This window comes from Bacillus sp. A01H (assembly GCF_045277205.1).
GTDB lineage: Bacteria > Bacillota > Bacilli > Bacillales > Bacillaceae_G > Bacillus_A > Bacillus_A paranthracis.
This window is the reverse complement of the sequence record NZ_CP117702.1, coordinates 1,222,276-1,246,816: the sequence shown is the minus strand read 5'-3', so window position 1 is coordinate 1,246,816 and position 24,541 is coordinate 1,222,276. Positions and strand designations below refer to the sequence as shown.

Annotated in this window: 17 protein-coding genes and 2 pseudogenes; 3 read left to right on the top strand and 16 right to left on the bottom strand. The window is 35.1% G+C overall.

What is annotated here, in order from left to right:
- Positions 1-2 precede the first annotated feature (2 nt).
- The 8 genes and pseudogenes from addA to PSR14_RS06550 all read right to left on the bottom strand — a co-directional run bounded on the left by addA (position 3) and on the right by PSR14_RS06550 (position 13,970).
- Positions 3-3,728 carry a helicase-exonuclease AddAB subunit AddA gene (addA, locus tag PSR14_RS06585; RefSeq protein WP_086405318.1) on the bottom strand — a complete coding sequence of 1,242 codons (3,726 nt, stop codon included), beginning with the start codon at positions 3,726-3,728 and terminating at the stop codon, positions 3-5.
- Positions 3,725-7,240 (bottom strand): helicase-exonuclease AddAB subunit AddB, encoded by a 3,516-nt coding sequence (addB, locus tag PSR14_RS06580; RefSeq protein ID WP_098487486.1) that lies wholly within the window; start codon positions 7,238-7,240, stop codon positions 3,725-3,727. Before addB ends, addA begins: the two co-directional genes overlap by 4 nt.
- Before the next feature lie 116 nt (positions 7,241-7,356).
- Complete coding sequence (lepB, locus tag PSR14_RS06575) at positions 7,357-7,920, bottom strand: signal peptidase I (protein WP_000751900.1); 564 nt, start codon at positions 7,918-7,920, stop codon at positions 7,357-7,359.
- Positions 7,921-7,976: 56 nt separating this feature from the next.
- The gene (locus PSR14_RS06570) at positions 7,977-8,570 is read right to left on the bottom strand and encodes a TVP38/TMEM64 family protein (protein ID WP_000347516.1); all 594 of its coding nucleotides are present in this window, start codon (positions 8,568-8,570) and stop codon (positions 7,977-7,979) included.
- Positions 8,571-9,173: 603 nt separating this feature from the next.
- Positions 9,174-9,755 carry a hypothetical protein gene (locus tag PSR14_RS06565; protein ID WP_113733105.1) on the bottom strand — a complete coding sequence of 194 codons (582 nt, stop codon included), beginning with the start codon at positions 9,753-9,755 and terminating at the stop codon, positions 9,174-9,176.
- A gap of 269 nt (positions 9,756-10,024) precedes the next feature.
- Positions 10,025-10,683, bottom strand: a pseudogene (locus PSR14_RS06560) (response regulator).
- 44 nt (positions 10,684-10,727) lie between these two features.
- Positions 10,728-13,013, bottom strand: coding sequence for an ATP-binding protein (locus tag PSR14_RS06555; protein WP_142328659.1), 2,286 nt, complete (start codon positions 13,011-13,013; stop codon positions 10,728-10,730).
- Between the two features lie 375 nt (positions 13,014-13,388).
- Complete coding sequence (locus PSR14_RS06550; RefSeq protein ID WP_000444431.1) at positions 13,389-13,970, bottom strand: competence protein ComK; 582 nt, start codon at positions 13,968-13,970, stop codon at positions 13,389-13,391.
- Between the two features lie 284 nt (positions 13,971-14,254).
- Between PSR14_RS06550 and PSR14_RS06545 the strand changes: the two genes are divergently transcribed.
- Both PSR14_RS06545 and PSR14_RS06540 read left to right on the top strand, forming a co-directional pair.
- A complete protein-coding gene (locus PSR14_RS06545; protein ID WP_000659565.1) occupies positions 14,255-14,440 on the top strand; it encodes a hypothetical protein in 186 nt (61 codons plus the stop codon).
- A gap of 307 nt (positions 14,441-14,747) precedes the next feature.
- Positions 14,748-14,951: a hypothetical protein gene (locus tag PSR14_RS06540; RefSeq protein WP_000412679.1), complete on the top strand. Its 204-nt coding sequence runs from the start codon at positions 14,748-14,750 to the stop codon at positions 14,949-14,951.
- Between the two features lie 200 nt (positions 14,952-15,151).
- Here the strand turns inward: PSR14_RS06540 and cspA are convergent, their stop codons facing one another.
- A complete protein-coding gene (gene cspA, locus PSR14_RS06535) occupies positions 15,152-15,355 on the bottom strand; it encodes an RNA chaperone/antiterminator CspA (protein WP_000301522.1) in 204 nt (67 codons plus the stop codon).
- A 353-nt stretch (positions 15,356-15,708) separates the two neighbouring features.
- On the opposite strand from cspA, the gene PSR14_RS06530 reads away from it, so the two are divergent.
- Positions 15,709-16,500: a phosphotransferase gene (locus PSR14_RS06530; RefSeq protein ID WP_406644173.1), complete on the top strand. Its 792-nt coding sequence runs from the start codon at positions 15,709-15,711 to the stop codon at positions 16,498-16,500.
- A gap of 183 nt (positions 16,501-16,683) precedes the next feature.
- Here the strand turns inward: PSR14_RS06530 and aceA are convergent, their stop codons facing one another.
- The 7 genes and pseudogenes from aceA to PSR14_RS06495 form a co-directional block, all read right to left on the bottom strand.
- Entirely contained in the window at positions 16,684-17,961 is a 1,278-nt protein-coding gene (aceA, locus tag PSR14_RS06525; protein ID WP_000787354.1) for an isocitrate lyase, read from the bottom strand.
- 23 nt (positions 17,962-17,984) lie between these two features.
- Complete coding sequence (aceB, locus tag PSR14_RS06520; RefSeq protein ID WP_048557247.1) at positions 17,985-19,574, bottom strand: malate synthase A; 1,590 nt, start codon at positions 19,572-19,574, stop codon at positions 17,985-17,987.
- A 189-nt stretch (positions 19,575-19,763) separates the two neighbouring features.
- The gene (locus PSR14_RS06515) at positions 19,764-20,423 is read right to left on the bottom strand and encodes an S-layer homology domain-containing protein (RefSeq protein ID WP_000726288.1); all 660 of its coding nucleotides are present in this window, start codon (positions 20,421-20,423) and stop codon (positions 19,764-19,766) included.
- Between the two features lie 339 nt (positions 20,424-20,762).
- Entirely contained in the window at positions 20,763-21,422 is a 660-nt protein-coding gene (locus tag PSR14_RS06510) for an S-layer homology domain-containing protein (protein ID WP_000739933.1), read from the bottom strand.
- A gap of 411 nt (positions 21,423-21,833) precedes the next feature.
- Positions 21,834-22,064, bottom strand: a pseudogene (locus PSR14_RS06505) (S-layer homology domain-containing protein); the annotation flags it as partial.
- Positions 22,065-22,187: 123 nt separating this feature from the next.
- On the bottom strand, positions 22,188-23,090 hold the full coding sequence (locus tag PSR14_RS06500) for a DMT family transporter (protein WP_076856150.1): 903 nt from the start codon (positions 23,088-23,090) through the stop codon (positions 22,188-22,190).
- A 95-nt stretch (positions 23,091-23,185) separates the two neighbouring features.
- Positions 23,186-24,451 (bottom strand): M48 family metallopeptidase, encoded by a 1,266-nt coding sequence (locus PSR14_RS06495; protein ID WP_001233284.1) that lies wholly within the window; start codon positions 24,449-24,451, stop codon positions 23,186-23,188.
- Positions 24,452-24,541 lie beyond the last annotated feature (90 nt).

The following is a 24,541-nucleotide window of genomic DNA, read 5'->3' as shown; positions in this document are numbered from 1 at the left end:
CTCTATTCCTCAACTTTTATAACATGATTACCATCAAAGAAGTATAAACATTTCTCTTTCACAGGATGTTGTAAGCTTTTCTCAAGTGCCTTTGCATATAACGAAAGCTGGACTTTATATCGCTCTTCTAAAATTGGTTTCGCTTGATCAAATCCACCTGGGAACTTCCCTTCAATCGTATCCGTTTTAAAGTCGATTAAAGTAATACCATCTTCCTCTTCAATCATGCAGTCAATAACCCCTTGGACAAGAATGGATTCCCCGCTCTGCCCTTGCCAATCTTGATACGCTTCTTCTGCTGCAAGCATCATCGTAAATGGTACTTCACGCTCAACACTTTTCGCCGCTAATACCCTTTTACCTAGGTCACTATCAAAGAATGAAATTACTTTTTCAATCGCAATTTCTTCCGCCTGCTCGAATGTTAATAATTCTTTATTTACCATTCCAGCAATTTGCTCCCGAATCACTTCTTCTGTAATCGGCTTCTTCAAATCAACATGCTGCATAACGGCATGTACTGCTGTTCCGCGCTCTGCATATGTTAATCCCTTTTTCTCCATAAAACGAGGACGTGTCCTAATTGGTGCACGTAATTTTTTAATAAAGGCATTATCGCTACCTTCTTCAGATTGATAATTTCTCTTTATTTCTGTAACAGATTGCTTCGCACGATGAGATGTCGCTTCCTCATATCCGTACTTCCACATTAATCTATCGTACACCTCTTCTTTCCGTTCACTTTGCAGGGGAACGGCCTTTTTCTCACGAAGTGCTTCTAACAATTCTTGTTTCTCTTCTTGAACCGGTTCTGGCGCGAGTAACGTGTTACCGTCAACAACTTCTACTTTCCAGCTAGTGTCATACCCATAAATTTCATCTGGAACACTTCCTTGTCCTAATTCAAGAAGTATTTCACTATCACGGTGCCTATATAATGAAGGTGCAATCCAGTCTAAGTAGCAAGACGCTCCGGCACGTATATGATCTGGTAATAACCATTCACTATGCTCTCTCGCATCCAGCCATTTTTCCATTTCCTTAGTTGCATCCTTAACCGTTCCAATTAAAATTAACTTCTCTTTTGCACGTGTTAACGCTACGTATAAGACGCGCATTTCTTCCGCGATTAATTCCATTTTCATTTTACGCTTAATTGCAAGTTGTGATAATGTCGTATATTTAATTCGTTTACGAGGATCGATAAATTGCGAACCAAAACCGAAGTCTTTATGCAGTAAGAAACGCTTCATTAAGTCTTGTGTATTAAAGCGACGACCAAGTCCAGCGACAAATACGACTGGAAACTCAAGTCCTTTACTTTTATGAATTGTCATAATGCGAACGACATCTTCTTGTTCACCTAAAGCTCTCGCCGTACCCATATCATCACCGCGTTCTAAAATACGCTCAATAAAGCGTAAGAAGCGGAATAGTCCTCTAAACGATGTTGCTTCATATTGTCTTGCGCGGTCATATAGTACACGCAAGTTTGCTTGCCTTTGCTTTCCAGCTGGTAAACCACCGACAAAGTCATAATAACCTGTCTCACCGTACACTTTCCAAATTAAATCAGAAAGAGACTGTTGGCGCGCAAATTCACGCCATCCTTGTAATAAGTTATAGAACCACTCTAATTTATCATGTAGTTCTTTTTCTTCTTCAAGCGGTGCCCCTTTTAAGAATGAGCTCATTACTTCATAAAACGATCCTTTCTTCCCATGAGCACGAAGCGTTGCAAGTTCTTCATCATTTAATCCAACGATTGGGGAACGAAGTACTGCTGCAAGCGGAATATCTTGCATCGGATTATCAATAACGCGGAATACGTTCATCATAATATTTACTTCTGTCGCTTCAAAGTAACCAGTCGCAAGATCAGCGTATACTGGAATTCCTTGCAATTTTAACTCTTCCATAATTTGCGGTGCCCACGGCATGGAGCGAAGTAAAATAACGAAGTCGCGGTATTGTACAGGGCGCATACTATCCGTTTTACGATCATACACTTCATAACCTGAATCAACCATCGCTTTAATGCGCTGCGCCATAAGACGTGCTTCAAGCTGTGCTTTTTCTACTTCCGCACCTTCTTCACCGTCTATTACTTCTTCTTCTGTTTGCTGAATGCACAATAGTTCAGCTGCTACATCTTCACCTTCTGGATAACTAGCACCTAGCTTTAATTCAGCGTCAGCATCGTAATCGATTTCCCCAACTTCTTCGCCCATAATTTGTTTGAAAATAAAGTTTGTACCTGCTAACACTTCATGACGACTACGGAAGTTTTTCGCTAAGTCAATCTTCATTCCGCCGCCTAATCCTTCTTGCGTGAAACGTTTATACTTCCCTAAGAATAATCCTGGTTCTGCTAGTCGGAAACGATAAATCGACTGCTTCACGTCACCAACCATGAATAAGTTTCCTTCACTCTCAGAATCTTTCGTTACGAATTTAATAATTGATTCTTGTACGAAGTTCGTATCTTGATATTCATCGACTAATACTTCAGCAAATTTATTACGATATTGAAGCGCTACTGCTGATGGCTTCATTTCACCATTTTCACTTTGTTCACTTAAAATTTGTAAACAGAAATGCTCTAAATCTGTGAAATCGACCATTCCTTTATCTCGCTTCATCGCTTGGAAACGTTCTGTAAATACTTTTACGAGCTGAACAAGCTTTTCTAATACAGGATGCATATCTTGAAAATCTCGTAAGAAACTTTCAGGCTTACGGCTAAATAGCTCTTCTTGTAATTTTTTCACTTCATCTTTCGCTTTATTACGAAGGGAGTCTACTTGTTTTACAACATCCTCGTTGTAATCACTTTTCTTAATACGCTTTAACGTTTGCCACGATACGTTTTGCATCGCTTCATACACGCTTGTCCATGACTCACGAGCAGCTGATGATAACGTTCCAAGTAAAACTAAATCTGCTTGCAGGGTTTCAACGCGAGGCGCTGGACCGTCAGGAAGCATTGCGAGCTCTGTCGCTTTACGAATATGCTGTTCCGCTGTTTCAAGTTGAAATTTCACATCTTCTAATAAGTAGGAAGCGTACACTAAATCTTCAATTGTCTTTCCTTCCACATCATATGCTTCTACTAATTTATCAAGCCATTTTTCCGGATTTGGATGCGCTCTTGATTCTGTATGAAGCGCTAAAATCATACGTTGTAAATCATCGTCACTACGGTCACTCGTATAACGATCAACGAGTTCAAAGAATATCGTATTATCTTCTATCCCATACTCTTCTTCTAATATGTCATCTAGCACTTCTTCTTTTAACAATTCATTTTCGGTTTGATTCGCAATGCGGAAACGAGGATCAACATCAAGCATGTAATAATATCCTCTAATGACTTGTAAACAAAATGAATGGATCGTTGAAATGGAAGCTTTATTTAATAAGCTCAGCTGCTTTCTAATGTGCTGAGAGCCCGGCTCATCAATTAATACTTTTTCTAACGCTTCCCCAATTCTGTTTTTCATCTCTTGCGCCGCTGCATTCGTAAATGTTACAACGAGCAGGCGGTCGACATCGACTGGGTTTTCTTCATTAATAATCTTTTTAATAATACGTTCAACTAATACTGCTGTTTTCCCTGATCCTGCTGCTGCCGCGACTAAAATATCACGTCCGTTCGCTACAACCGCTTTCCACTGGTCATCTGTCCACTGACTACCTTCTGGTTTTTTAGGCCAATTTTCTATCATTCTCCGCCAACCTCCTCTCTAATTTTCTCCATCGCTTCGCTATCTTTCATATCTTTTAGCGTACGGAATTGGTTATCTTCAAGTGATTCATCAAACTGACAAACAGATTTGAAGTTACAGAACGTACATGCCGCTTTATTCCCCTTTTTGTAAGGAGCAATATCAATAACGCCTTCTGTAATGTCTTTCCCGATATTTTCAAACGTATGGTGTACGTATTTTTGCAGGACGTTAAACTCTTGTTCACTGGCAATACTTGAACGCGCACTAAAACTACCGTCTTTTTTCAGACCAGCAGAAATAATATCAGAGCTTCCTGTTGAAAGTTTGTTATCCATTAAACGAACAACGTCAGCATCTCCTAGTACGAGACCTTTCATTTTGAATTTCTTTAAAATTTCCTTTTCAATTTCTGCTTCAGATGCGTCACCTTTTACCTCCACAATTGGGTTATGAATGTGGAAATACAATACACCAGCTGGTGATGCCGTGCCGCCTTTTTTCATCCACGTATGCGCATTTGAAGTAACAACATCTAAATACGTTAACATTTGAAGTGCTAATCCGTAATACACTTCCGTTAAGTCTAACGCTTTTGAGCTTGATTTATAGTCAATAATACGTAGGAATGTTCCCTTTTCATCTTCTGCCTTATCAACACGGTCAATACGGCCAACTACTTCCATCTTCACACCATTAGGTAAGGAGAATTCCATTGGCGGAAGTGATCCTGTACCGCCCATACCAAATGGCACTTCTAGATCAACTGGTACGAAACCGCTAGACTTCGCATGTTCACGAAGAATGATTGACGTACGGAAAATGATTTGTTGTAGTTTTTGTTTTAAATAGAAATGACGGTTTGAACTTAATAAAATTTGTCTTTGTAATAACGGTGCGATTTCTTCTATTACTACAGTAGAAAGATGCTCACACTCTTTTATTGATAAATCCGCCCAAGTACGATTTTCACGTAATAGCCTATCTGCAATTCTCTTCAGCGCTGCATGGAAGAGCTCTCCGATATCTGGCGCATCCAGTTTGAAAATATCACGCTCTCTTAACGATAAACCGTGCTGCGCAAAATGAGCGTACGCACAACGGTTAAATAATTCCATACGAGAAACGCTTCCTTTTATTTTATCTCCGTATAAATCTCTACTTACAGCTGTACTTAGCTTTTGCGCACGATTTCGGTAGAATAAGCTTGATAATACGCGGCTACTTTTTTGCTTCCATTCATCTGAAGTAACGTAGAAATTATATACATCCCACCAAAAGTCTAAGTTGCCTTCAAATCCATATCGCTTCCACGTTTGAAGTTGCTGCATAACATATGACAACGTTACTTCTGGTGTTGCTACATATGAAATTTGTTCCGAACGTGATAAATCATTTACGTCGTTCGTAATAAATGTATCTTTCACATCAGGGAACATTCTTTTTATTTTCTTAATAAAGCTAGAAGCAAGTAACGTCTTTCCTTCCTCATCTGCAAGCGGGCATGAAATGTATAATTTCTCAGTTGCTCTCGTTACCATTTGGTACATAACAAACTGTTCTTCTAATAAAGTTTGTCTCGTCGTTGGTGCGAGTTCAATACCTGCAGCGCTAAGAACATCTCTTTCTTCATCAGAAAGCATACCTTCATCCATCGGTGCTGCTGGAATCACACCTTCATTCACTCCAATGACGAATGTTGCTTTCACATTTGATAATCTAGAACGATCAATATTCGCAATTAACACTTGGTCTAATGACGGCGGAATGTTTGCGAATTGAAGCGCCTCAAGACCTGTCGACATAACGTCTGTGAACATAGAAAGTGACATTTTTTCTTCGCCAAGCATCTCAACGAACGTATCAAGAAGACTCATTACTTCTTCCCATACTTGTTCATGATCTGTCGCAAATAAGAAATCTCCACTCTCTTCTGCACGAATACGTAATGCTTCTAATTTTTTCGGAACGTCAAGCTCTTCTAAAAATAAGTAAACAGCTTCGCACATTTGCATAACCGTTCCCGCACGCTTCAGTCTTTTTTGCATACGAATAACAGGCGTTCTTACAACGTCACGCAATCGATTTATTTTCTCTTCCATTTCACGTTCACTGTCTGTAATCATCCCGTCCGTATCGTCAAGAGAACGATAGCGGCGATACATCCACGGATCTTCAGAAGTCCATCTTTTCCCTTGTACACCGTACGCTAAACAGTAATTTTCAAACTCATCCATCTCTTCGCGCATCGTTTCTTTTCTTACGTCTAATGGATATAAAAGCTCTGTTTTCACGCAGCGAAATACTGCATCATAACGCCAATTCCCGCTAATAATCTCGAGTGCAGAACGAATGCATTCTACTAACGGATGATGTGACATCGGGCGTTTTTCATCGATAAAGTGCGGGATATTATAATCTGTAAATAGAGTCCGCATTACATCGTAATAACTTTCTCCGTTACGAAGAAGAACTGCAATATCTCGGTAACGATAGTCTTCATCTGCCACAAGTCTACGAATTTCACGAGCAACGCCTTCTACTTCAGCTCGTAAATTCGCGGCTGTATGAATCGTTACACTTGCTTCCCCGTTAAATTTCTCATTCGGACGCGCTTCATAATGAGCTTCTAAATGCGCTAATGCTGGAGAATGAAAACGCGGTTGTTCCATAAGCGGAATCGTTTTTTCAATTTCTATTTTCTCTTCACGCGCTACTTTTTTTATTTTTTCATACGTTAACGTCGTTTCATAAAATAAATCTAGTTCATTTACTGGCTGCGCTAACGTTTTTTCATCTATCGTTAATGTAATTGTCACTCTCGCACCGCAAATCATAAGCTGTCTTACAATTTCTAGTTCTTGCGGTGAAAACGAATGGAAGCCATCTATATAAATTTCAGCTCCCTTTACATATTCAGACTGCGGAAGCTTTTCCACTAGCAATTGCAGATAGTCTTCTGAATCTAAGTACTTTCCGATTAAAGCACGTTCAAAATCATCATATAATAACTGTAAATCATACACTTTATTCGCTAATAGCTTTTGTTCAGCACTGCTACTATGTGCATCTAATTGTTGCCACATTTCATATACGTTTGATGGCGTCACGTTATATCGTTTAAACTCCGCAATCATACTGCCAAGATGTTCAAAGAAACCATTTTGCTCCGCTGCTTTTTGGAATACCGATAATCCATCTTTACGAGACTCTACAATTTTACGAAGTAACATATGTACGCCCGCTTCATCAATGTGAAGACGACTCGCTCCGCCAACTTCTTGCAATACTTTCCACGCTAATCGTGAAAAACTAAAAACTTGTGCCCGAATAGAACCTCTAACATCCTCACTACCAATTAACGCCTGCTGCGTTTGGAATGTCATCTGTTCTGGCACAAGATATAATATTGTTTCCCCTCTTGGGCGCTGTTTTAACTCTTCTTGCACTTCGTGTAAACAAAGTGTACTTTTTCCACTTCCCGCTCTACCAATCACAAATCGAAGTGACATGTAACCCCACCTTTCACTTACATAACGAACGTTAGTTTGCTACTATAATTGTATTATAGGACACGAAAAAAGACAAACGGAGTAGTTTGTCTTTTTCTATACTTCTACCTATTATATCAACCTTTTGAAAAATTCGTTTGTACCTCTTGAATTGGCCAATATCGTAAATCAACTTTACCGACAACTGTATCAGCTTTTACAAAACCAAAATGTCTACTATCCCAGCTCCCGAGGCGGTTATCACCTACTACAAAAATATATCCAGGTGGCACCGTTTTTTCCTTCGTTAACTCTTCTAGCGTAAAGTCACCTGTTAGTTGTCGTCCATTTATCTCTTTCTTATATTTCTCTAGATAAGGTTCATCCACGAATTGTCCGTTTATATATAGTTTATCATGCTTATATTCAATATGATCCCCAGGTAAACCGATAATTCGTTTTACGTAGTCCTCTTTTTTGTTCGCATGAAATACAACAACATCAAACCTATTCAAGTCCCCCACTTGATAACTCACCTTATTTACAACGAGCATATTGCCATCTTGCAATGTCGGCATCATTGATTTCCCCTCTACAACGTACGTTGAAAAGAAAAACGTTCGAAAAAATACAGCTAATAATACACCAATTAAAATTGTTCGTATCCACTCTATGCCTTCTTTTTTCAAAGTTTTCTTCATCCGCTTCTCCCCTTATCCATTAATAATGAAGCTTTCCTTTACAAAGAAGACTATTCTTAATGTAGTTCTAACTTTACTTCGATTTTCTTACCGACATACCATAAAATAAAAATACCAATTGCTACAATGACTGATTTCACTGGATTATGAATAAATGACATTAAATCATGACCGATATACGTTAAAATAAAAATCATCACAAGCTTTCCGAACGCAAGCGCAAGGCCAAACTGTTTTACACTAATGCGTGATAGACCAGCGACAACATTTATAAGCGCAGACGGTGTAAACGGAAAACAAAAGATGACGAAAATCGGCGCGAACCCTTTCCTTTCAATCCATCCCATTGCCTTTCGTACTTTCTCATGCTTATTCACAAAAGAAAAGAAACGACTTCGGCCAAAATGGCGGATTATGAAAAAAACAAGTAAGGCACCCATTACTGATCCAAGCCAAGAATAAAGAAAACCGAGCCAAAATCCAAATGCAACAGCATTCGCCAGTACAAATACGATAAGTGGCAATGCTGGAATTAGCGCCTCTATCATCGGTAACCCAATACCAAGAAGTGGTCCGAACGCTTTATAGCTTTCAACAATATGATCCATATTTTCTGGTGAAAAATACTCTTTGATTGTCTGAAAATCCATTCTACACTTTACCCCTTTACTCTAAGTACTACCTCTACTGTATCATTGCCTATATGAAAGAGGAAATGGTAGATACGACATATGGAGATGTAATTATTAAGTTTCCATATCTTTCATGAGAATTCCTTCATTATTATGCTATGATAATCTATCAATATTCGACAATATTTAGAAAGGAATGATATACATAGTGACAATCAGTATTTTTCAAAAATAAATTTGCTGTGCATAATGCTATTTTATATCAACAATACACCCTATAAATAAAAAAGAGTTTGACCCGAGTAGCTATTCAGCTACTTTTGGGTCAAACTCTTTTTGAACTTCAATATAATTTTAATAATAAAATTTAATGATTCTTTTTATCTTTAAGAAAAAGAATTACAGAAATTATTACTAGAACAATAACTATGGTATCTAAAACATATGATACCGTTGTACTTAAACTTATTAATTCCACACTCATAATCCCTGCATACAAGCTTACAAATATCATTAATAAATCGTATGTCTTTTTTAATTTTAAGTAACGAATTACAAAAAATACTGAAAAACTAAAGAAGAAAATCGTACTGATAATAGTCATATTTCACTCCTATATCATTATTCAAAACAAGCAGAATAAATACTTCCTAAAGCAAAGAACTCTAGCAACGCTTGTTTAGCTTCTGGTCCCGCTGCACTTGCTGCTTTTTTCACTGCAGAAGTTGCAGCTGCTTTTTTACTTTGTCCACTAGCTCTAGCAGCATTATATGCTGGAATCAATTTATTCACAAATGTTTTTGCCCCACCTAGCGCTTGTAATGCACTTTTAATTTTTGTAAGCTTAGTAATTGAGAATACATTAGAAAGCACTGCAATCCCGACAGCTGAAACACAACCTGCTACCCCATATGCTACAGCTTCATCATTTTCGACAGCATCCATAACTTGGAATAAACCATCATAATTATTTTCCGCCATCCACTGATTTACAGAATCACTACCTTCCGCTAATACACTATCAGGAATTGATTCAATAACACTTAACAGCTTAAATGCTTTGTCCATTTCAGCCTTCTCTTCTAATGAATAAGTTGGTGGATTAATTTCTGCCGCACTTACAGAAGTTGTATTTGCTAGACTTCCACCTAAAATTGCAGCTGACAGCATTAACGCTGTACCTTTAAATAGTTTCTTTTTCATCACAATTCCCCCAATTAAACTGACATAACGTCGTTTTTAATATGTACCAAGTTACTTTATCTTGGTTTCTATACATAACTATATTAAAAACAATGCAAGTTTCATACGAAGAGTTTCTTGTCTTTTTCCGAAATACAGTTTTCGGAAAAAGACAAATTTACTTTTCTACATCATAATAAAGGGAATAAAAGAGTGAATTTGTAAAAAAGAAAAAGAAGTGATTGAAGGTTATTTCAACAAACTAAATTTTTGATCTTTTATTACATATATTACAAATTAATTTTAGATAATATCCCAAGAGATTTTGCTTTCTCTACAGCCTCTACTCTAGAAGATACTCTTAACTTATTAAATAATTCCGTTAACGTATATTCTATAGAACGTTGGCTTAAATTCAACGTTAGTGCAATATTTTTATTAGTCATTCCTTGCTGTACAAAAATTAAAATCTCTCGCTCTCTTTGAGTTAAAGTAATAGGAAGTTCATTTGTTTTTTCAGATTGTAACAATGATTTTGCTGAAAACTGCTGAATTCGCAATTGCCTAAATAAGCCTAATGGAATAACCACTTCTTTTCGTTTAGCGCAACGAATCGTAGTTATCATCTGTTCTTTAGACGCCGTCTTACTGATAATTCCAGAAATATTATTTTCTAGAAGTAGATTGAAATGCGGCTCTATGTCAAAACCTGTATAAATTATTATAGCAGCATCCGGATCATGCTTTAAAATCCCCTTTGTAACTTCCAACCCATTTAAATTAGGCATAAATAAATCCACTAAATAAACATCATATTTTTTTTAGTAATACAACTTAAATATTCAGCACTGTCAAACAAAACATCTGCACAAATATCTTCTGTTTCTATGAGTGCCTTTGTTCCCATTCCAACAGCCATATGGTCATCTATAATAAGAACCTCTATCATTTTCATACTCCTATTAACAATTTTTTGCAAATCACATATAGTCTTTAATTAAATTTAATATCTATCTCTAATCCTTGACCTATATTCGAGTTTATTTTTATTTCTCCATTTAAGCTTTTCACCCTAGTAACAACCCCTGATATTCCCATGGTTGTATAGGATTCAGTTAATGCACTTGTTTTCATTCCGATACCGTCATCTTTATATACAAGATAAATCGATTCCGCTTCCTCGAACACATATAGATATACAACAGAAGCTTGCGAATGCTTTAATGCGTTATTTAACAACTCTTGTATAATTCTATATATAGCATTTTCATACTCTAAATTTCTCATATTAAACTTTTCTTGAATGTCATAATTCAAATGAAAATTCGCCTCAAAACTTATCTTTTTAAACAATCGCTGAAGTGATTGTTGCAAACCTAACTCCTTTAGAAATGGAGGTCTTAAATTGTTGCATGTTTCTCGAACAATATATATTTGATCCATTAATTCCTCCTTGATTTCATTTAATACTTCTACTACTTTTTCATCTACAAATAATTCTTTATATCCTTCCATTTTTCGATACAAACGTAACTGATCTTGTAAAACGCCATCGTGAATATCCCGAGACAAATCCCCTCGTTCCTTTTCACTTATCATTAAAGATAAACGAGCAAATCGATTGACATACTCTTTTTCTGAATTTTCATGAGATATTTCATCCATAAAATCTTCTAACTTTTTAGTAGCTTCAAATTGCAAATGGATATAATTTGAAATTGTTTCCAACCATAAAATTTCGTCAATACTTAAACTCTCTCTATCACAAATTAATACTACTTTACTTGCATTTAAATCTGAAACCACAACGATAAAATATCCTTCTATCCATATCACGGATCCTACTGTGAATTCGCACCACTTTACTTTTTTTAACACCTCATAATTTAGCGACACTTTTCCCTCAATAGGTTCTATCTCTTGGTTGACATTATTAATTTGTAGAAAAATTATTTCCTTTATTGCTAATACGTCTATAAACTCTCGTTTAATTACTTTTATTAAATCAGATTGTTTGTACTCACTTTTCATTTGATGAAGAAATCTATTTAAACTATTTGAATAAATTTTCTTATGATCATATAAGATCTTACGAAACTTAAAATCTAAATAGTCTTTAAAATAATAACTCACAATAATAAAAATAAAAGCAACAATATTTACTTGAATAAAATCTAATACATTTTCCAACTCAAACTTCTTGTCAAAAACAATTATTTCCATTATCAATATTAATCCTGAAACAATCAATGATATAAATAAGTAATATTTAAGTCTACTAATGATAAAATTCACATCAAATAAATCCCTTGAAATCAATAAATAAAAAAAATAAGTTGGGATGAATAAGAAAAATATTATAGATATTTCAAATTCTATTAATTCTTTCCCTAAAAATAAGCTGGGAATAACAAAAAAGAATATAAACGGTATTAAAGAAATCAAAAAACTAATAATAATAGCTTTAATAAACTCCAATTTTACATTTTGTTTATTCCGAAAAATAAAGCGCACTAAGAGAAACATTATAGTAAATAACAATATTAAAAAGGTAATTCCGTTTATTAATGAACCTAATCTATTATAAAAAAACCGCAGTGCATTCGTTGATATTAATAGAATAATTACAGTTTTTTGCAGAAAATTAAGGGTTTTAGCATTGATAATCCACTCATTCCTATTGTTAAAATACGCATTTAAAAATAATAGGAATAACACTAGGGAGTAATTGAAGCTACTTGACATAACAATCATACCTAATACATCCATTCTCCCATAGGCAATTGAGCTAATATATGTCAGGCTAAACAATGTAAGGAATTGCAACAAGTAGTTAGACCAATTATTATTTTTTCTACCGTTATAAATTATTATAAATAGACAACTACTAATAAATATTAAGTAATATAACAACGGCATAAACAAATGATATGTAAATTGTTTATCACCCTTTTCATACATTACATTATATTTCCTTTCAGTTTCACCTTGTTGAACATGAATAGTTTGTACCTTTTCCACTCTAGAAAACATGTTTACAGATGAATTGAATTCCGGGGGTTCTCTATCTAAATTCTTTATAATATCTCCCCTCTTAATTCCTTGTTTTGCAGCCCATTTATCATCATCCAGATCTACTATTTGATAATTTCCATCTATCTTCTCTACTTCAATTCCCAGCATTGGATATTTAACAATAATAGTCGAAAAATAAACTACCAATAAAAAAGAAATAAGTATAAAATTTATTTCTTTTTTATAACTATGGATATTTTTCATCAAAACCCTCCCAGAATAAGAAATCTTGCCGAGTATACAACAAAAAAAGGAGCTATCAATATAACTCCTTTTCAGAACTGCATTTGTTTATGGCCATAACATATTACGCAGTGTAGGCAGCGCCACTACTAATACAACAAAGCTAGAAGTCATATACTTGAAATATAAATTATAATTAACTTTTTTCATAATTAATACCCACTTTCTATTTTTTAATTCTATAATTTGAAATCGATATAATCTCTTTTAATATTATATTATAAATATATATATATTCTCCCGAAAAATATATGCGTCTTTCCGAAATGCTTTTTTCGGAAAGACGCATATATTAAAAGACCCCATACTACATTTTAAACTACTTCTAAAATCCTTTTACACATCCTCTTCTCTAACAACATACACTCTCTCATAAGCTGGTCTTAATGTTGATTCATCCCTTTGATCAACCTCTTTAAAGCAAGGATTCCCTTGTTTTTTCCTACGATCTTCATACTCCGTTCGCAATTTCGCAGTACGATTTTGTTGATTTTCAAAACTAGTTTTCGATATCTCTAACTTCACAGCAAAGCCATTTATAAATCGGATAATAAGGTTTCCATCTTTTAATTCTTTATTGCTTTCAATATAAAAATGAGATAACCACGCGCACTCTTTTCTAGAATACGAATAGGTAGGGAAAAAATAAAGTTGATCTGTTGGACTAATCGCAATCGGAGCTTTATGTGTAATATGAGTTAACTCTTTCGTTCCTTCTTTTCTGCCTAAAAAACTAGAACCATGCTTGCGACAACTTCTTTCTATAATATCTAGAGGTTTTTGAAATACGAAAAAAGAGTCTTGCACTTCAACAACTCGCGTAACAATTTTCTTTTCACTGAGAATTACAGGAAGTAAGGCCATTGTATTTTTATTTACAACATAGTTTTCGACGTAGCGTTCTACTTTACTTTCCATATTCCACTATCTCCTTTTTTCTATTTATATTAGCAGCTGCATGTATAATTTTAGCATCTATGAAAAGGAAATGGCTTACAGATTCCGCTTTTTTACAATACTTTATTATTTGTCAAATACCTTTTAAATTATAAAATAAAAATATATTATTTTTATAATAATAAACCTATACAAAATCTATTTATACTACCTATAAATATTTACAACTACTTCCTCATTTCGCATCATTAAGACAATTAACTTTGCTATAATTAAAATAAAAATCCAATATATGGAGGTCCACTATGAAAGAAAAAGAAATGCAACCAACGATTCACATGAAAAATAGCAGCATTGTGATCGTGAACAACTCAGCTAGCATTATATTCGCTTTATTTTTCATTCTATTATTTTTTGCAAAGCCTTTTCGTAAATCGAAATGCTCTGAATGTAAGAAAAGCGCGAAGAAAAAAGTTGAAAAAGAAGAGTAAAAGGCCTTCTATTTTGGAAAGCCTTTTACTCTTCTTCATATTCATATTTTCTTCCGAGTGTCCCTGTATCCCCTTTATTTTCTAATATTATTACATATAAAAAATTATCCACTACGTTAAAAAGTACTTGTACGTGTTACCCATTTTTATTAAGAACTTCACCTTTATAAATCACTAGCAACTTTTTAACTCGTTAAATCTGCAATATAAGTTTTGTATATAATTCCGCTTCAAAACACAAAATATGTAGGTGATTATTTATGATTACATTCGTTTTTTATCTAATTCCAAAAAGGAGCTGTATAATATGGAGAAAAAAAGTCTATTAAGCCAACAGATTAATAGCGTCCCATCAGATGCTCTGAATACCCCTAGTAAGGAGCAAGAACAAATGTTAGAAACATCATCTCAAGACGAACAAAATTCTAACAACAATACTAACAAAAAAGATGTTACTCAAGGTCTATCTGGAAAAGATTTCCCCATTTCAACAGAGAATACAAATTTATAGTTATTTACTATCATACGCAGCAAATGCTCTTGCTGAACTAATTCTTCTACAGAAACTAATACGCATTCCAGATAATTTTTCACCCGTTGTAACATAGAAAAAGAGATTTAGATATAAAAAACAGGCTCTGGGGAAACTTTCTCCACAACCTAAAAAAAGGATGGCATTAGCCATCCTTTTTTCCATCATCAACTATAAAATTATAGTTTGATTACGTTTTTAGCTTGAGGTCCACGGTTACCTTCTTCGATTTCGAAGCTAACTTTTTGACCTTCTTCTAGAGATTTGAAACCTTCAGTTTCGATTGCAGAGAAGTGTACGAATACGTCGTTTTCGCCTGGAACTTCGATGAAACCGAAGCCTTTTTCGTTGTTAAACCATTTTACTTGTCCTGTTACTGCCATAATTATTTCCTCCTAAGAAAATACATTTTTTTAAATTTTTAGTTTTCCTATCTAAAAAAAGAATCCACACATTATCAAATACGAAACATAAACTAGTTCTCACATACTTTTTCTCGTTCGTTTTCAGCACTTGATAATATATGGATTGCTTAATTTAACTATTCAACTGATATTATCATAGCACATTAAAATAAAATGTACAATCTTTTTTGAAAATAACTGACAAATTAAATCACGTATGCAATTATCAATATCTTATTTGAATAAAAATAAACAAATCTTTCGAATGCCACTTTATTCCTTTTTCTAAGTGTTAAAATGTAATCTGACAGTACTTTACTGGAGGGGATGAAATGTCAAACTACACAAACGAAGAAAAGCTTACAGTGGGAAACGTCTCAAACGTATATCGTTCTAAAAATACTGTTGGGCGAGAATTGAAGCCAGACAGTGTAAAAATTCATAAGTTATTACAGCATTTAGAAAACAAAGGTTTTCATTACGCACCAAAATTTTTAGGTATAGATGAGAAAAATAGAGAGATTTTATCTTTTATTGAAGGAGAGGCTGGGAATTATCCTTTAAAAGAATATATGCGATCTAATGATGTGTTAAAAGAAATAGCAAAGATGCTTCGCCTTTATCATGATGCTGTAAGTGACTTTCCGTTATTAGATGATTGGAAACCTATGGACCATACCCCAAATAATATTGAGGTTTTATGCCACAATGATTTTGTTATATATAACATTATATTTAATAACGAGAAGCCAGTAGGAATTATTGATTTCGATGTTGCTGCCCCTGGACCAAGAAGTTGGGATATCGCTTATACACTGTATACTTGCGTGCCTTTAAGTAGAGTGTATTATACGGAATCAGACGAGACAATTCATTATGAATCGGCACAACATGCTGGCCGTATGAAAGAAAGAATAAAATTATTCGTCCAGTCCTACGGTAAAAGTATGGATGAAGATTACTTAGGTATGGTACTACTACGTCTAGAAGCATTATGTACATATATGAAAAGAAAAGCAAACGAAGGCGACATAAATTTCCAAAGAATGATTGACGAAGGACATTTAGAACATTATGAAAAAGATATGAAGTTTATTCGTGATCATGGAGCTGAGTGGATTTGATCATATTGTCTTTTTTTGTCGGTAAGTCGATATCCTTTGTCGAATCGTCGATATATTTGAAAAATCGTTGATATATTTTAAGTTATGATAGATATATCGAAAAAATCGTCGATATATTTTTATTTACTCTCGAATCGTGCGAAAAATAATAAGGGGCACCCTTCAAAAAGGGGCCCCTTCCTTTTATTTCGTAAATTGTGCTTCTTCTGTAGATCCTTTTAATGCTGTCGTTGATGAAGTACCACCTGTAATCACTTGTGCTACTTCATCAAAGTAACCTGTTCCTACTTCTCGTTGATGGCGAGTTGCAGAGTAGCCGTGTTTTTCTGCTGCGAATTCTGCTTGTTGTAGTTCAGAGTATGCTGCCATGCCGCGCTCTTTATAGCCGCGTGCTAATTCGAACATGCCGTAGTTTAATGAGTGGAATCCAGCAAGTGTTACGAACTGGAACTTATAACCGTAAGATGCGATTTCTTTTTGGAAGCTCGCAATTGTTTTCTCATCTAGTTTTTGTTTCCAGTTAAATGAAGGTGAACAGTTATATGCAAGCAATTTCCCTGGATGCTCTTTATGAATTGCGTCCGCAAATCGTTTTGCATCTTCTAAATTTGGTTCAGATGTTTCACACCAAACGAGGTCTGCATAAGGAGCGTATGCTAAACCACGTGCAATCGCTTGGTCAAGACCCGCTTTCGTACGGTAAAATCCTTCTGGTGTTCTTTCTCCTGTAATAAACGCTTTATCAACAGGATCGATATCACTCGTAATTAAATCTGCTGCATCCGCATCTGTTCTTGCAACGATAATTGTCGGTACACCCATTACATCTGCAGCAAGGCGTGCCGAAATTAAATTACGTACCGCTGTTTGCGTTGGTAGTAATACTTTTCCCCCTAAATGACCGCATTTTTTCTCTGAAGATAATTGATCTTCAAAGTGCACACCTGATGCACCCGCTTCAATCATACCTTTCATCAGTTCAAATACGTTTAATTGTCCGCCAAATCCAGCTTCTGCATCTGCTACAATTGGTACGAAATAATCTGTATCACCGCTTCCTTCCATATGCTGAATTTGATCCGCACGTTGAAGCGTTTGATTAATTCGTTTTACGACAGCAGGTACGCTGTTTGCTGGATATAAACTTTGGTCTGGATACATATGTCCAGACAGGTTTGCATCTGCTGCTACTTGCCATCCACTTAAATAAATTGCTTTTAACCCAGCTTTTACTTGTTGCATCGCTTGGTTTCCTGTTAATGCGCCAAGTGCGTTAATGTAATCTTCCGTATGAAGCGACGCCCAAAGCTTTTCAGCACCGCGGCGCGCTAATGTATGCTCGATATCAATTGACCCGCGCAGGCGAATTACATCTTCTGCCGAATATGGACGTGTGATCCCTTTCCAGCGCGTATCTAGTTCCCAGCTTTCTTGTAATTTCTCGATTCTTTCATTTTTCATTTGTTCCATCCCCTTTTCACTTTTTATAAAATTTCATAACCCGGTAATGTTAAAAATGGTACGAATTCATCACTCCGAACAAGATTTGTAAATAACGTTGTCGCCTCTTGGAATCTCCCTTTCTTAAAGGCTTCTTTACCAATCTCTCTTTCTATTTTTGCTAACTCTTCTTCTTTTAGCTCTTCCATTAATTCAAATGTAATATTACGGCCATCATTTAATTTTCCACCTTCATGGCGAATCCATTGCCATACTTGTGCCCTAGAAATTTCCGCTGTTGCCGCATCTTCCATTAAGTTATAAATTGGTGCTGCTCCCCGTCCGCTTAACCAAGATGCGATATATTGAATGCCTACGCTAATATTCATACGAAGACCCTCTTCTGTAATCGTTCCCACTGGTACTTCTAATAAATCCTTTTCTGTAACATGTATTTCTTCACGTTTTCTAAAAATTTGATTCGGCGTTTTCATAATGTGATTAAATACTTCCATCGCGACTGGCACAAGTCCCGGGTGGGCAACCCAAGTCCCGTCATGACCGTCTAAAGCTTCGCGCTCCTTATCAGCACGCACTTTTTCAAAAGCAGCTTCATTTGCTTTTGGATTGTTTTTAATCGGAATTTGTGCTGCCATTCCTCCAATAGCTGGTGCATTACGACGGTGACACGTTTGAATGACTTTCAAAGAATACGCGCGCATAAACGGCGCCGTCATCGTGACTTGCGCTCTATCTGGAAGTAAAAATTCATTATGATTACGGAAACCCTTTAGAAAACTAAAAATATAATCCCATCTTCCGCAATTTAATCCAGCAGAATGATCTTTAAGCTCATACAAAATTTCATCCATTTCAAACGAAGCGTGAATCGTTTCCAGTAACACCGTGGCTTTAATCGTTCCGTTTGGAATACCGATATATTTTTGAGCAAATACGAAAACATCATTCCATAACCTTGCTTCTAAATGGCTCTCCATTTTCGGTAAGTAAAAGTATGGACCGCTTCCTTTTGCTAAAAGAGCTTTCGCATTATGGAAAAAATAAAGTCCAAAATCTACTAAGCTACCAGACATATTCTTTCCGTCAACTTGCATATGTTTTTCTTCTAAATGCCATCCTCTTGGACGCACAATTAATACTGCTGTTTTACTATTTAAACGATATTCTTTTCCGTTTTCATTTTTATGTGAAATCGTTCCCTTTACTGCATCTCGTAAGTTTATTTGACCTTCAATCGCATTTTCCCAAGTTGGTGAATTCGAATCTTCAAAATCCGCCATAAAAAGATGTGCTCCTGAATTTAAAGCGTTAATAACCATCTTTCTATCTACTGGGCCAGTAATCTCTACGCGGCGATCCTCTAAATCTTTTGGCAATTTAGCAATTGTCCAATCAGCTTCACGTATGTGCTTCGTTTCTTCTAAAAACTTCGGAAACTCCCCTGCATCAATCCTCTTTTGTTTCTCCGCACGCTTTTGTAAAAGTTCTATGCGGCGCTCATTGAAATTTCCATGTAGTTCCTTCAAAAAACTAAGCGCCTCAGGTGTCAATATTTCGTTGTACGCTGGCAACATTTCTCCGGGCAATGTAACCCGTGAAGTTTGCGTCGACATATTAGCATCCCCTTCTTAAACTGTTTTATAACAGATTTTATTTTATGTTTTATATTATATAACAAATCTTCAGAAAAGGAAGTTTTTTTTGAAAATTTAATTGTTTTTTTGTAAAACTGTATTCTTCCACCGGTATTACACATAAAAAAGAAGCTGGTGTTATACAACACCAGCTTCTTTTTCTATTATTTATTCAAAAATTGTTTTAAATAAGAATTGCGCATATTGTTCACGTGTTACTTTCATGTTTGGAGCAAAGTTACCCTTTCCATCTCCTACCGAAATACCATTTGAACCTACTGCATTAATCGCATTTTCTGCCCAATGTCCTTTTGGTACATCTTTAAATCCTTTTGTTTCTTTTACTTCTAACTCATATGCTACTGTAAGCACTTGTGCCATTTCTGCACGTGTTAATGTATCTTTCGGTCTAAAGTTTCCAGTTCCATCACCATTAAAGATACCTAATTCTGTTAATACTAAAATTTCTTCTAAGAACATTGTTGATCTTTCATTAATATCTTTATATGGATTTTCAAGAATATCGCCTTCCTCGAATACTTCACTGAAATCCATTGTGCGATAAATTAAAGCGGCTACTTGTTCACGTGTTACGTTATGTCCAAAACCGAACACACCATTTCCATAACCAAGCATAATTTCTTGTTCTGCTAAAGTTTGAATTGCTTCATAAGACCAATGTCCTGCTGGTACATCTTTAAAGAATGCCTGACTTGCTTGTTGTGGCTTTGCAGCTAATTCAGCTTTTGCTGTTGTCCCTTCAGCACTAAATGCCACTCCACCCATAATTGTTAAAGCTGTTGCTACTTTTAAAAACTTTTTCTTCACAGTATTCTCTCCCTAAAAACATATTTTTTTCTAATATAAAGAATTAATGGAAGCGTAACAATATAATTTCCATGTGATTTTTGTCTAATTTATAAACTATATTTCATATACTTTCATTTACACTTGATTAACAATAAAGTTACTAAAACGTATATTTAAACAATAAAAAGTCACTTTATTCAATCTCTTCTTATCCACTAAAATCGGAAAATTAAATTACGAATAGAAAATCAATATAATTACAAATAATTTTAAATAAGAAAAAAGCGTGGAATCCCCGCGCTTTTTTCTTAATATATATTATATCAATATAATTTAAACATCCTTATACTTTAACTTTCATTCATAATCTTCATCTTTTACTGGAAAATAAAAAACAGCTCTATTTAAAAACGTTGCATATTGCTCACGTGTTACAACTTTATTCGGTTCAAATTGCCCATTTCCTGTTCCTACTATGACATGATTAGACTGTAGTGCACTAATCGCATTTTTTGCCCAATGATTATTTGGTACATCTTTAAATGTATGGTTCTTCTTCACCTCAAATGTAAATGCATTCGTAAGAATTTGTGCCATTTCTGCGCGTGTTACTGGTGCAGTTGGTCTAAAGTTTCCTTTTTCATCACCTTTAAAAATACCATGCTCTGTTAATACTAAAATTTCATCTAAAAACATTGTTGCTCTCTCAGAAATATCTTTGTATGGATTTTTTAAAGGTCCTTCCCTTTTCAAATTCAATGTACGATACAGCACTGCTGCTACTTGTTCTCTTGTTACATTATCACCTACACCAAACTTACCATTTCCATACCCTAACATTACTTTATTGTATACTACATCCATTATATCGTCATATGCCCAGTAGTTTACTGGAACATCATCAAACACAATCATTTCTGGATATTCTTCTGCTTTTACGTTGGGAACATTCGTACTTACAAACAAGCCGCCCATAATAGTCATCGTTGCCATTATACGTAACATGTTCTTCTTCATTGCCCTCTCCCCTTTACCTCCATTTTAAAAAACGGAAAATAATAGACTGAAATCCTTTCCAATATTACATATGTTGCCTTTGCACCATTTATGCAATATATTACATTTAAAAAATCTATTATTGTGAAAATCACTACTAAAGGAGAGCCAATTCGCTCTCAATTTCAATTTTTATACCAAATTGTACGCAAACTAATTTTCTTTCCTGTATTCATGTAAAGGTGTTTCTATAATATAAATATTCTACTTTTTTCAAAAGAAATCCTTCACGTTTTAAGAGTTCATTTTCTAGACAAAAAATGCAATTATATCGACTTACCTACAACATACGACAATAGTAACCTCTCTATTAATAAAAGCTCATAATGAGCGGAAGATACCTCTTCTACACATTATGAGCTTTCTCTCTATCTATTCCATTTTCCCTGGAGAATTATCAATTGATCGTTGTAAAAACTTTGCAAATTGTCCGCGTGTAACGAGCATTTCAGGCTGGAACTTGCCATCTCCCGTTCCTACCGCTACTTTATTAGACTGCAATGCGCTAATTGCATCCCTTGCCCAATGATTTTCTGGTATATCTGTAAATGTATGCGGATGCTTTGTTTTCAACTCATATGCTTTCGTTAAAATTTGTGTTAACGATGTCGCTATCTTTACTAGCTTTTTCATCTCTCTCATCTACCTTTTCCTTTATTTCCCTGCAAATTATATTATACAATAAATCTGAAAATTATAAATTCATTTCAACCTAATTATTTACAATTAAGAATATAATTTTTCTTCTACTACTATTTTTTCATCCTTCGTTTTTCGAAAAGTAAATGCCATTCCTACAAATATAAGAACAATTCCTACTATTTGCATACTAGTCGGTCTAAACCCGGTAAAGACTGTATCTAATAGTATTGCAACCGCAGGATCTAAGAACACTAATACAGAAATTAATCTCGTCGATAAATCTCTTAAACTGTCAAAAAATAAGTAATATACAAATCCCGTATGTATAAGACCTGTCGCTGTAATCATCATCCAATTCATCTCTGTTAACCCTTGAAACTTGCCAAAGTCTACGAATGGTAGCAATAAAAATATACCTAAAAATGTTTGTAAAAATGTCATCGCATAGGCGCTCGTATGCTGAATTCCTTTTCCTAATAAAGTGGTAAAAGCATAAAATAGTGCCGCAAGTAGTGCCCATACCATGCCAGATGACATCAGTTTTTCAAGTGATAGACTTCCATCTACTCCAGCCACTAACACTGTACCGATAAAACAAATAACAATGGACAAAACAGCAAACATTGTAAGTCTCTCTTTAAATACAATACTACCAATCATTAATACGATAATGGGTGCTAGATGATAAACTGAAATCGCAATTGTAATCGACATAACTTCAAATGCTTTAAATAGAAATACCCAGTTAAAAACGAGAAATACACCGCATGCTAATATTTGCATGACTTCTTTTTTATTCCATTGCTCACTTTTATATTGTCCTGTTACGAGCCAACATAATGCTAAAAATATAGTCGCACAAATACAACGAACGAATACTAATTCAAAAGACGGTAAACCTGTTTGAACAGAAAAAAATCCAATTGATCCGAAAATAGACATCGAAAGGATCATTTTTATAGCCGGCATTGATTTTGAATGAAACAAAATATTAACCTCCTAAACATTTCACTGAATATTCCATATATTATACACTATAATTTTCCAAAACTCGAATAACGCATAAAAAAAGAAGCAGTACACTACCGCTTCTTTTCCTTTTCATATTGTTCAAACGTATGAATTCTTTCAAAAATTGGTGGGTGTGTATATAAGAAAAACTTTACTAACGCAGGCGGATTTACTTGGCTTAAGCTCGTTTTTGATAAATATTGAAACGTTTTTACACCAGATTTCCCGTCCTTCGTCATATCTAGAGCGTATTGATCTGCCGCTCGTTCTTCTATACGAGAAACATAGTTTGTTGCTGGCTGTGATGCAAAAGAGAGGACAGAAGAAATTAAGAAAAATAAAGGTAAAATTGAGAAACATGCTGCTTTTGACATTTGCAGCGTATCCCCCCATTTTCGAATACACATATTGATAATACGACTAATGAGGTACATCCCTATAAACGATAGCAACACATAACTCGCAACGCCCCAATATATATGTTTCATAACATAATGCCCCATTTCATGAGCCATTATAAATAAAATCTCTTTATCTTTTAATTGCTTTAGCGTTGTATCCCACATTACAATGCGCGAGTTAAGTCCTATTCCTGTTACATATGCATTTAACGCATTCGTTTTTTCCGACATATTGACTTCATATACATGTTTCGCTGGAATATCGGCTTTGTCTGCCATCGCTAAAATTTTCGTTTCTAATTCTTTATTTTTCAGCGTCGAAAAGTCGTTATAAAGTGGATCAATCACGACAGGCTGTATAAATGTTAAAAAGATTGTAAACGGAACAGAGAGTGCCCACCCTGCTAACCACCATCTCTTCGGGAATTTGCGAATAAGCCATAGAAGAACCGTAACTACAATTAACATCGTCGCATAGCTCTCCCAAAAACCGATAACATGATCTTTTATCCAGCTTTGTGTACTTTGCGTTGAAATGCCGTAATCAACAGAAACTTTTCGGCTAATCCATTGCATCGGCAGGGCAAGAACTGTTGTAAGTAGTGATAAATAAAAGAAATAAATCGCAACTTGCAGGACACTTATTTTCGTCGTTTCCTTCGACCATTTCTCAAACTTTTTTGAAATACCGAGCACAAGTACAAATAATAAAATAATCCATTCAAGAGGCGTCGCTAAAAAATACAGTAAATTTTTCACGCGCGAATAATCTTGGCTTAGCGTAAGCTCTCTTGCATTCATAAACGTTTCTGGATCTGCACTCGTTCCTTTGTACATGTCAGGAATTAGTTCATGATTCCATCCAAATAAATACCAATATATAAATAACGCAAACCCAACGTACAAAAAAAGCGACCACCCGATAACCTTCCTCACGCTATTCCCTCCTCTATGCTGCCTGTCTATTATTATTGTAAGTTCGTACGTGCTAAATTAGAACAAGCTTATTACGCGAATTGCTCGCGA

Excerpts from the sequence above, each read along its gene's own strand:
- cspA (WP_000301522.1), bottom strand. The coding sequence starts at position 15,355 with ATGGCAGTAACAGGACAAGTAAAATGGTTTAACAACGAAAAAGGCTTC.
- PSR14_RS06570 (WP_000347516.1), bottom strand. The coding sequence starts at position 8,570 with ATGGATTTTCAGACAATCAAAGAGTATTTTTCACCAGAAAATATGGAT.
- PSR14_RS06530 (WP_406644173.1), top strand. The coding sequence starts at position 15,709 with ATGTCAAACTACACAAACGAAGAAAAGCTTACAGTGGGAAACGTCTCA.
- aceB (WP_048557247.1), bottom strand. The coding sequence starts at position 19,574 with ATGTCGACGCAAACTTCACGGGTTACATTGCCCGGAGAAATGTTGCCA.
- addB (WP_098487486.1), bottom strand. The coding sequence starts at position 7,240 with ATGTCACTTCGATTTGTGATTGGTAGAGCGGGAAGTGGAAAAAGTACA.
- addA (WP_086405318.1), bottom strand. The coding sequence starts at position 3,728 with ATGATAGAAAATTGGCCTAAAAAACCAGAAGGTAGTCAGTGGACAGAT.
- PSR14_RS06540 (WP_000412679.1), top strand. The coding sequence starts at position 14,748 with ATGGAGAAAAAAAGTCTATTAAGCCAACAGATTAATAGCGTCCCATCA.
- PSR14_RS06545 (WP_000659565.1), top strand. The coding sequence starts at position 14,255 with ATGAAAGAAAAAGAAATGCAACCAACGATTCACATGAAAAATAGCAGC.
- aceA (WP_000787354.1), bottom strand. The coding sequence starts at position 17,961 with ATGAAAAATGAAAGAATCGAGAAATTACAAGAAAGCTGGGAACTAGAT.
- lepB (WP_000751900.1), bottom strand. The coding sequence starts at position 7,920 with ATGAAGAAAACTTTGAAAAAAGAAGGCATAGAGTGGATACGAACAATT.
- PSR14_RS06555 (WP_142328659.1), bottom strand. The coding sequence starts at position 13,013 with ATGAAAAATATCCATAGTTATAAAAAAGAAATAAATTTTATACTTATT.
- PSR14_RS06550 (WP_000444431.1), bottom strand. The coding sequence starts at position 13,970 with ATGGAAAGTAAAGTAGAACGCTACGTCGAAAACTATGTTGTAAATAAA.
- PSR14_RS06510 (WP_000739933.1), bottom strand. The coding sequence starts at position 21,422 with ATGAAGAAGAACATGTTACGTATAATGGCAACGATGACTATTATGGGC.
- PSR14_RS06565 (WP_113733105.1), bottom strand. The coding sequence starts at position 9,755 with ATGAAAAAGAAACTATTTAAAGGTACAGCGTTAATGCTGTCAGCTGCA.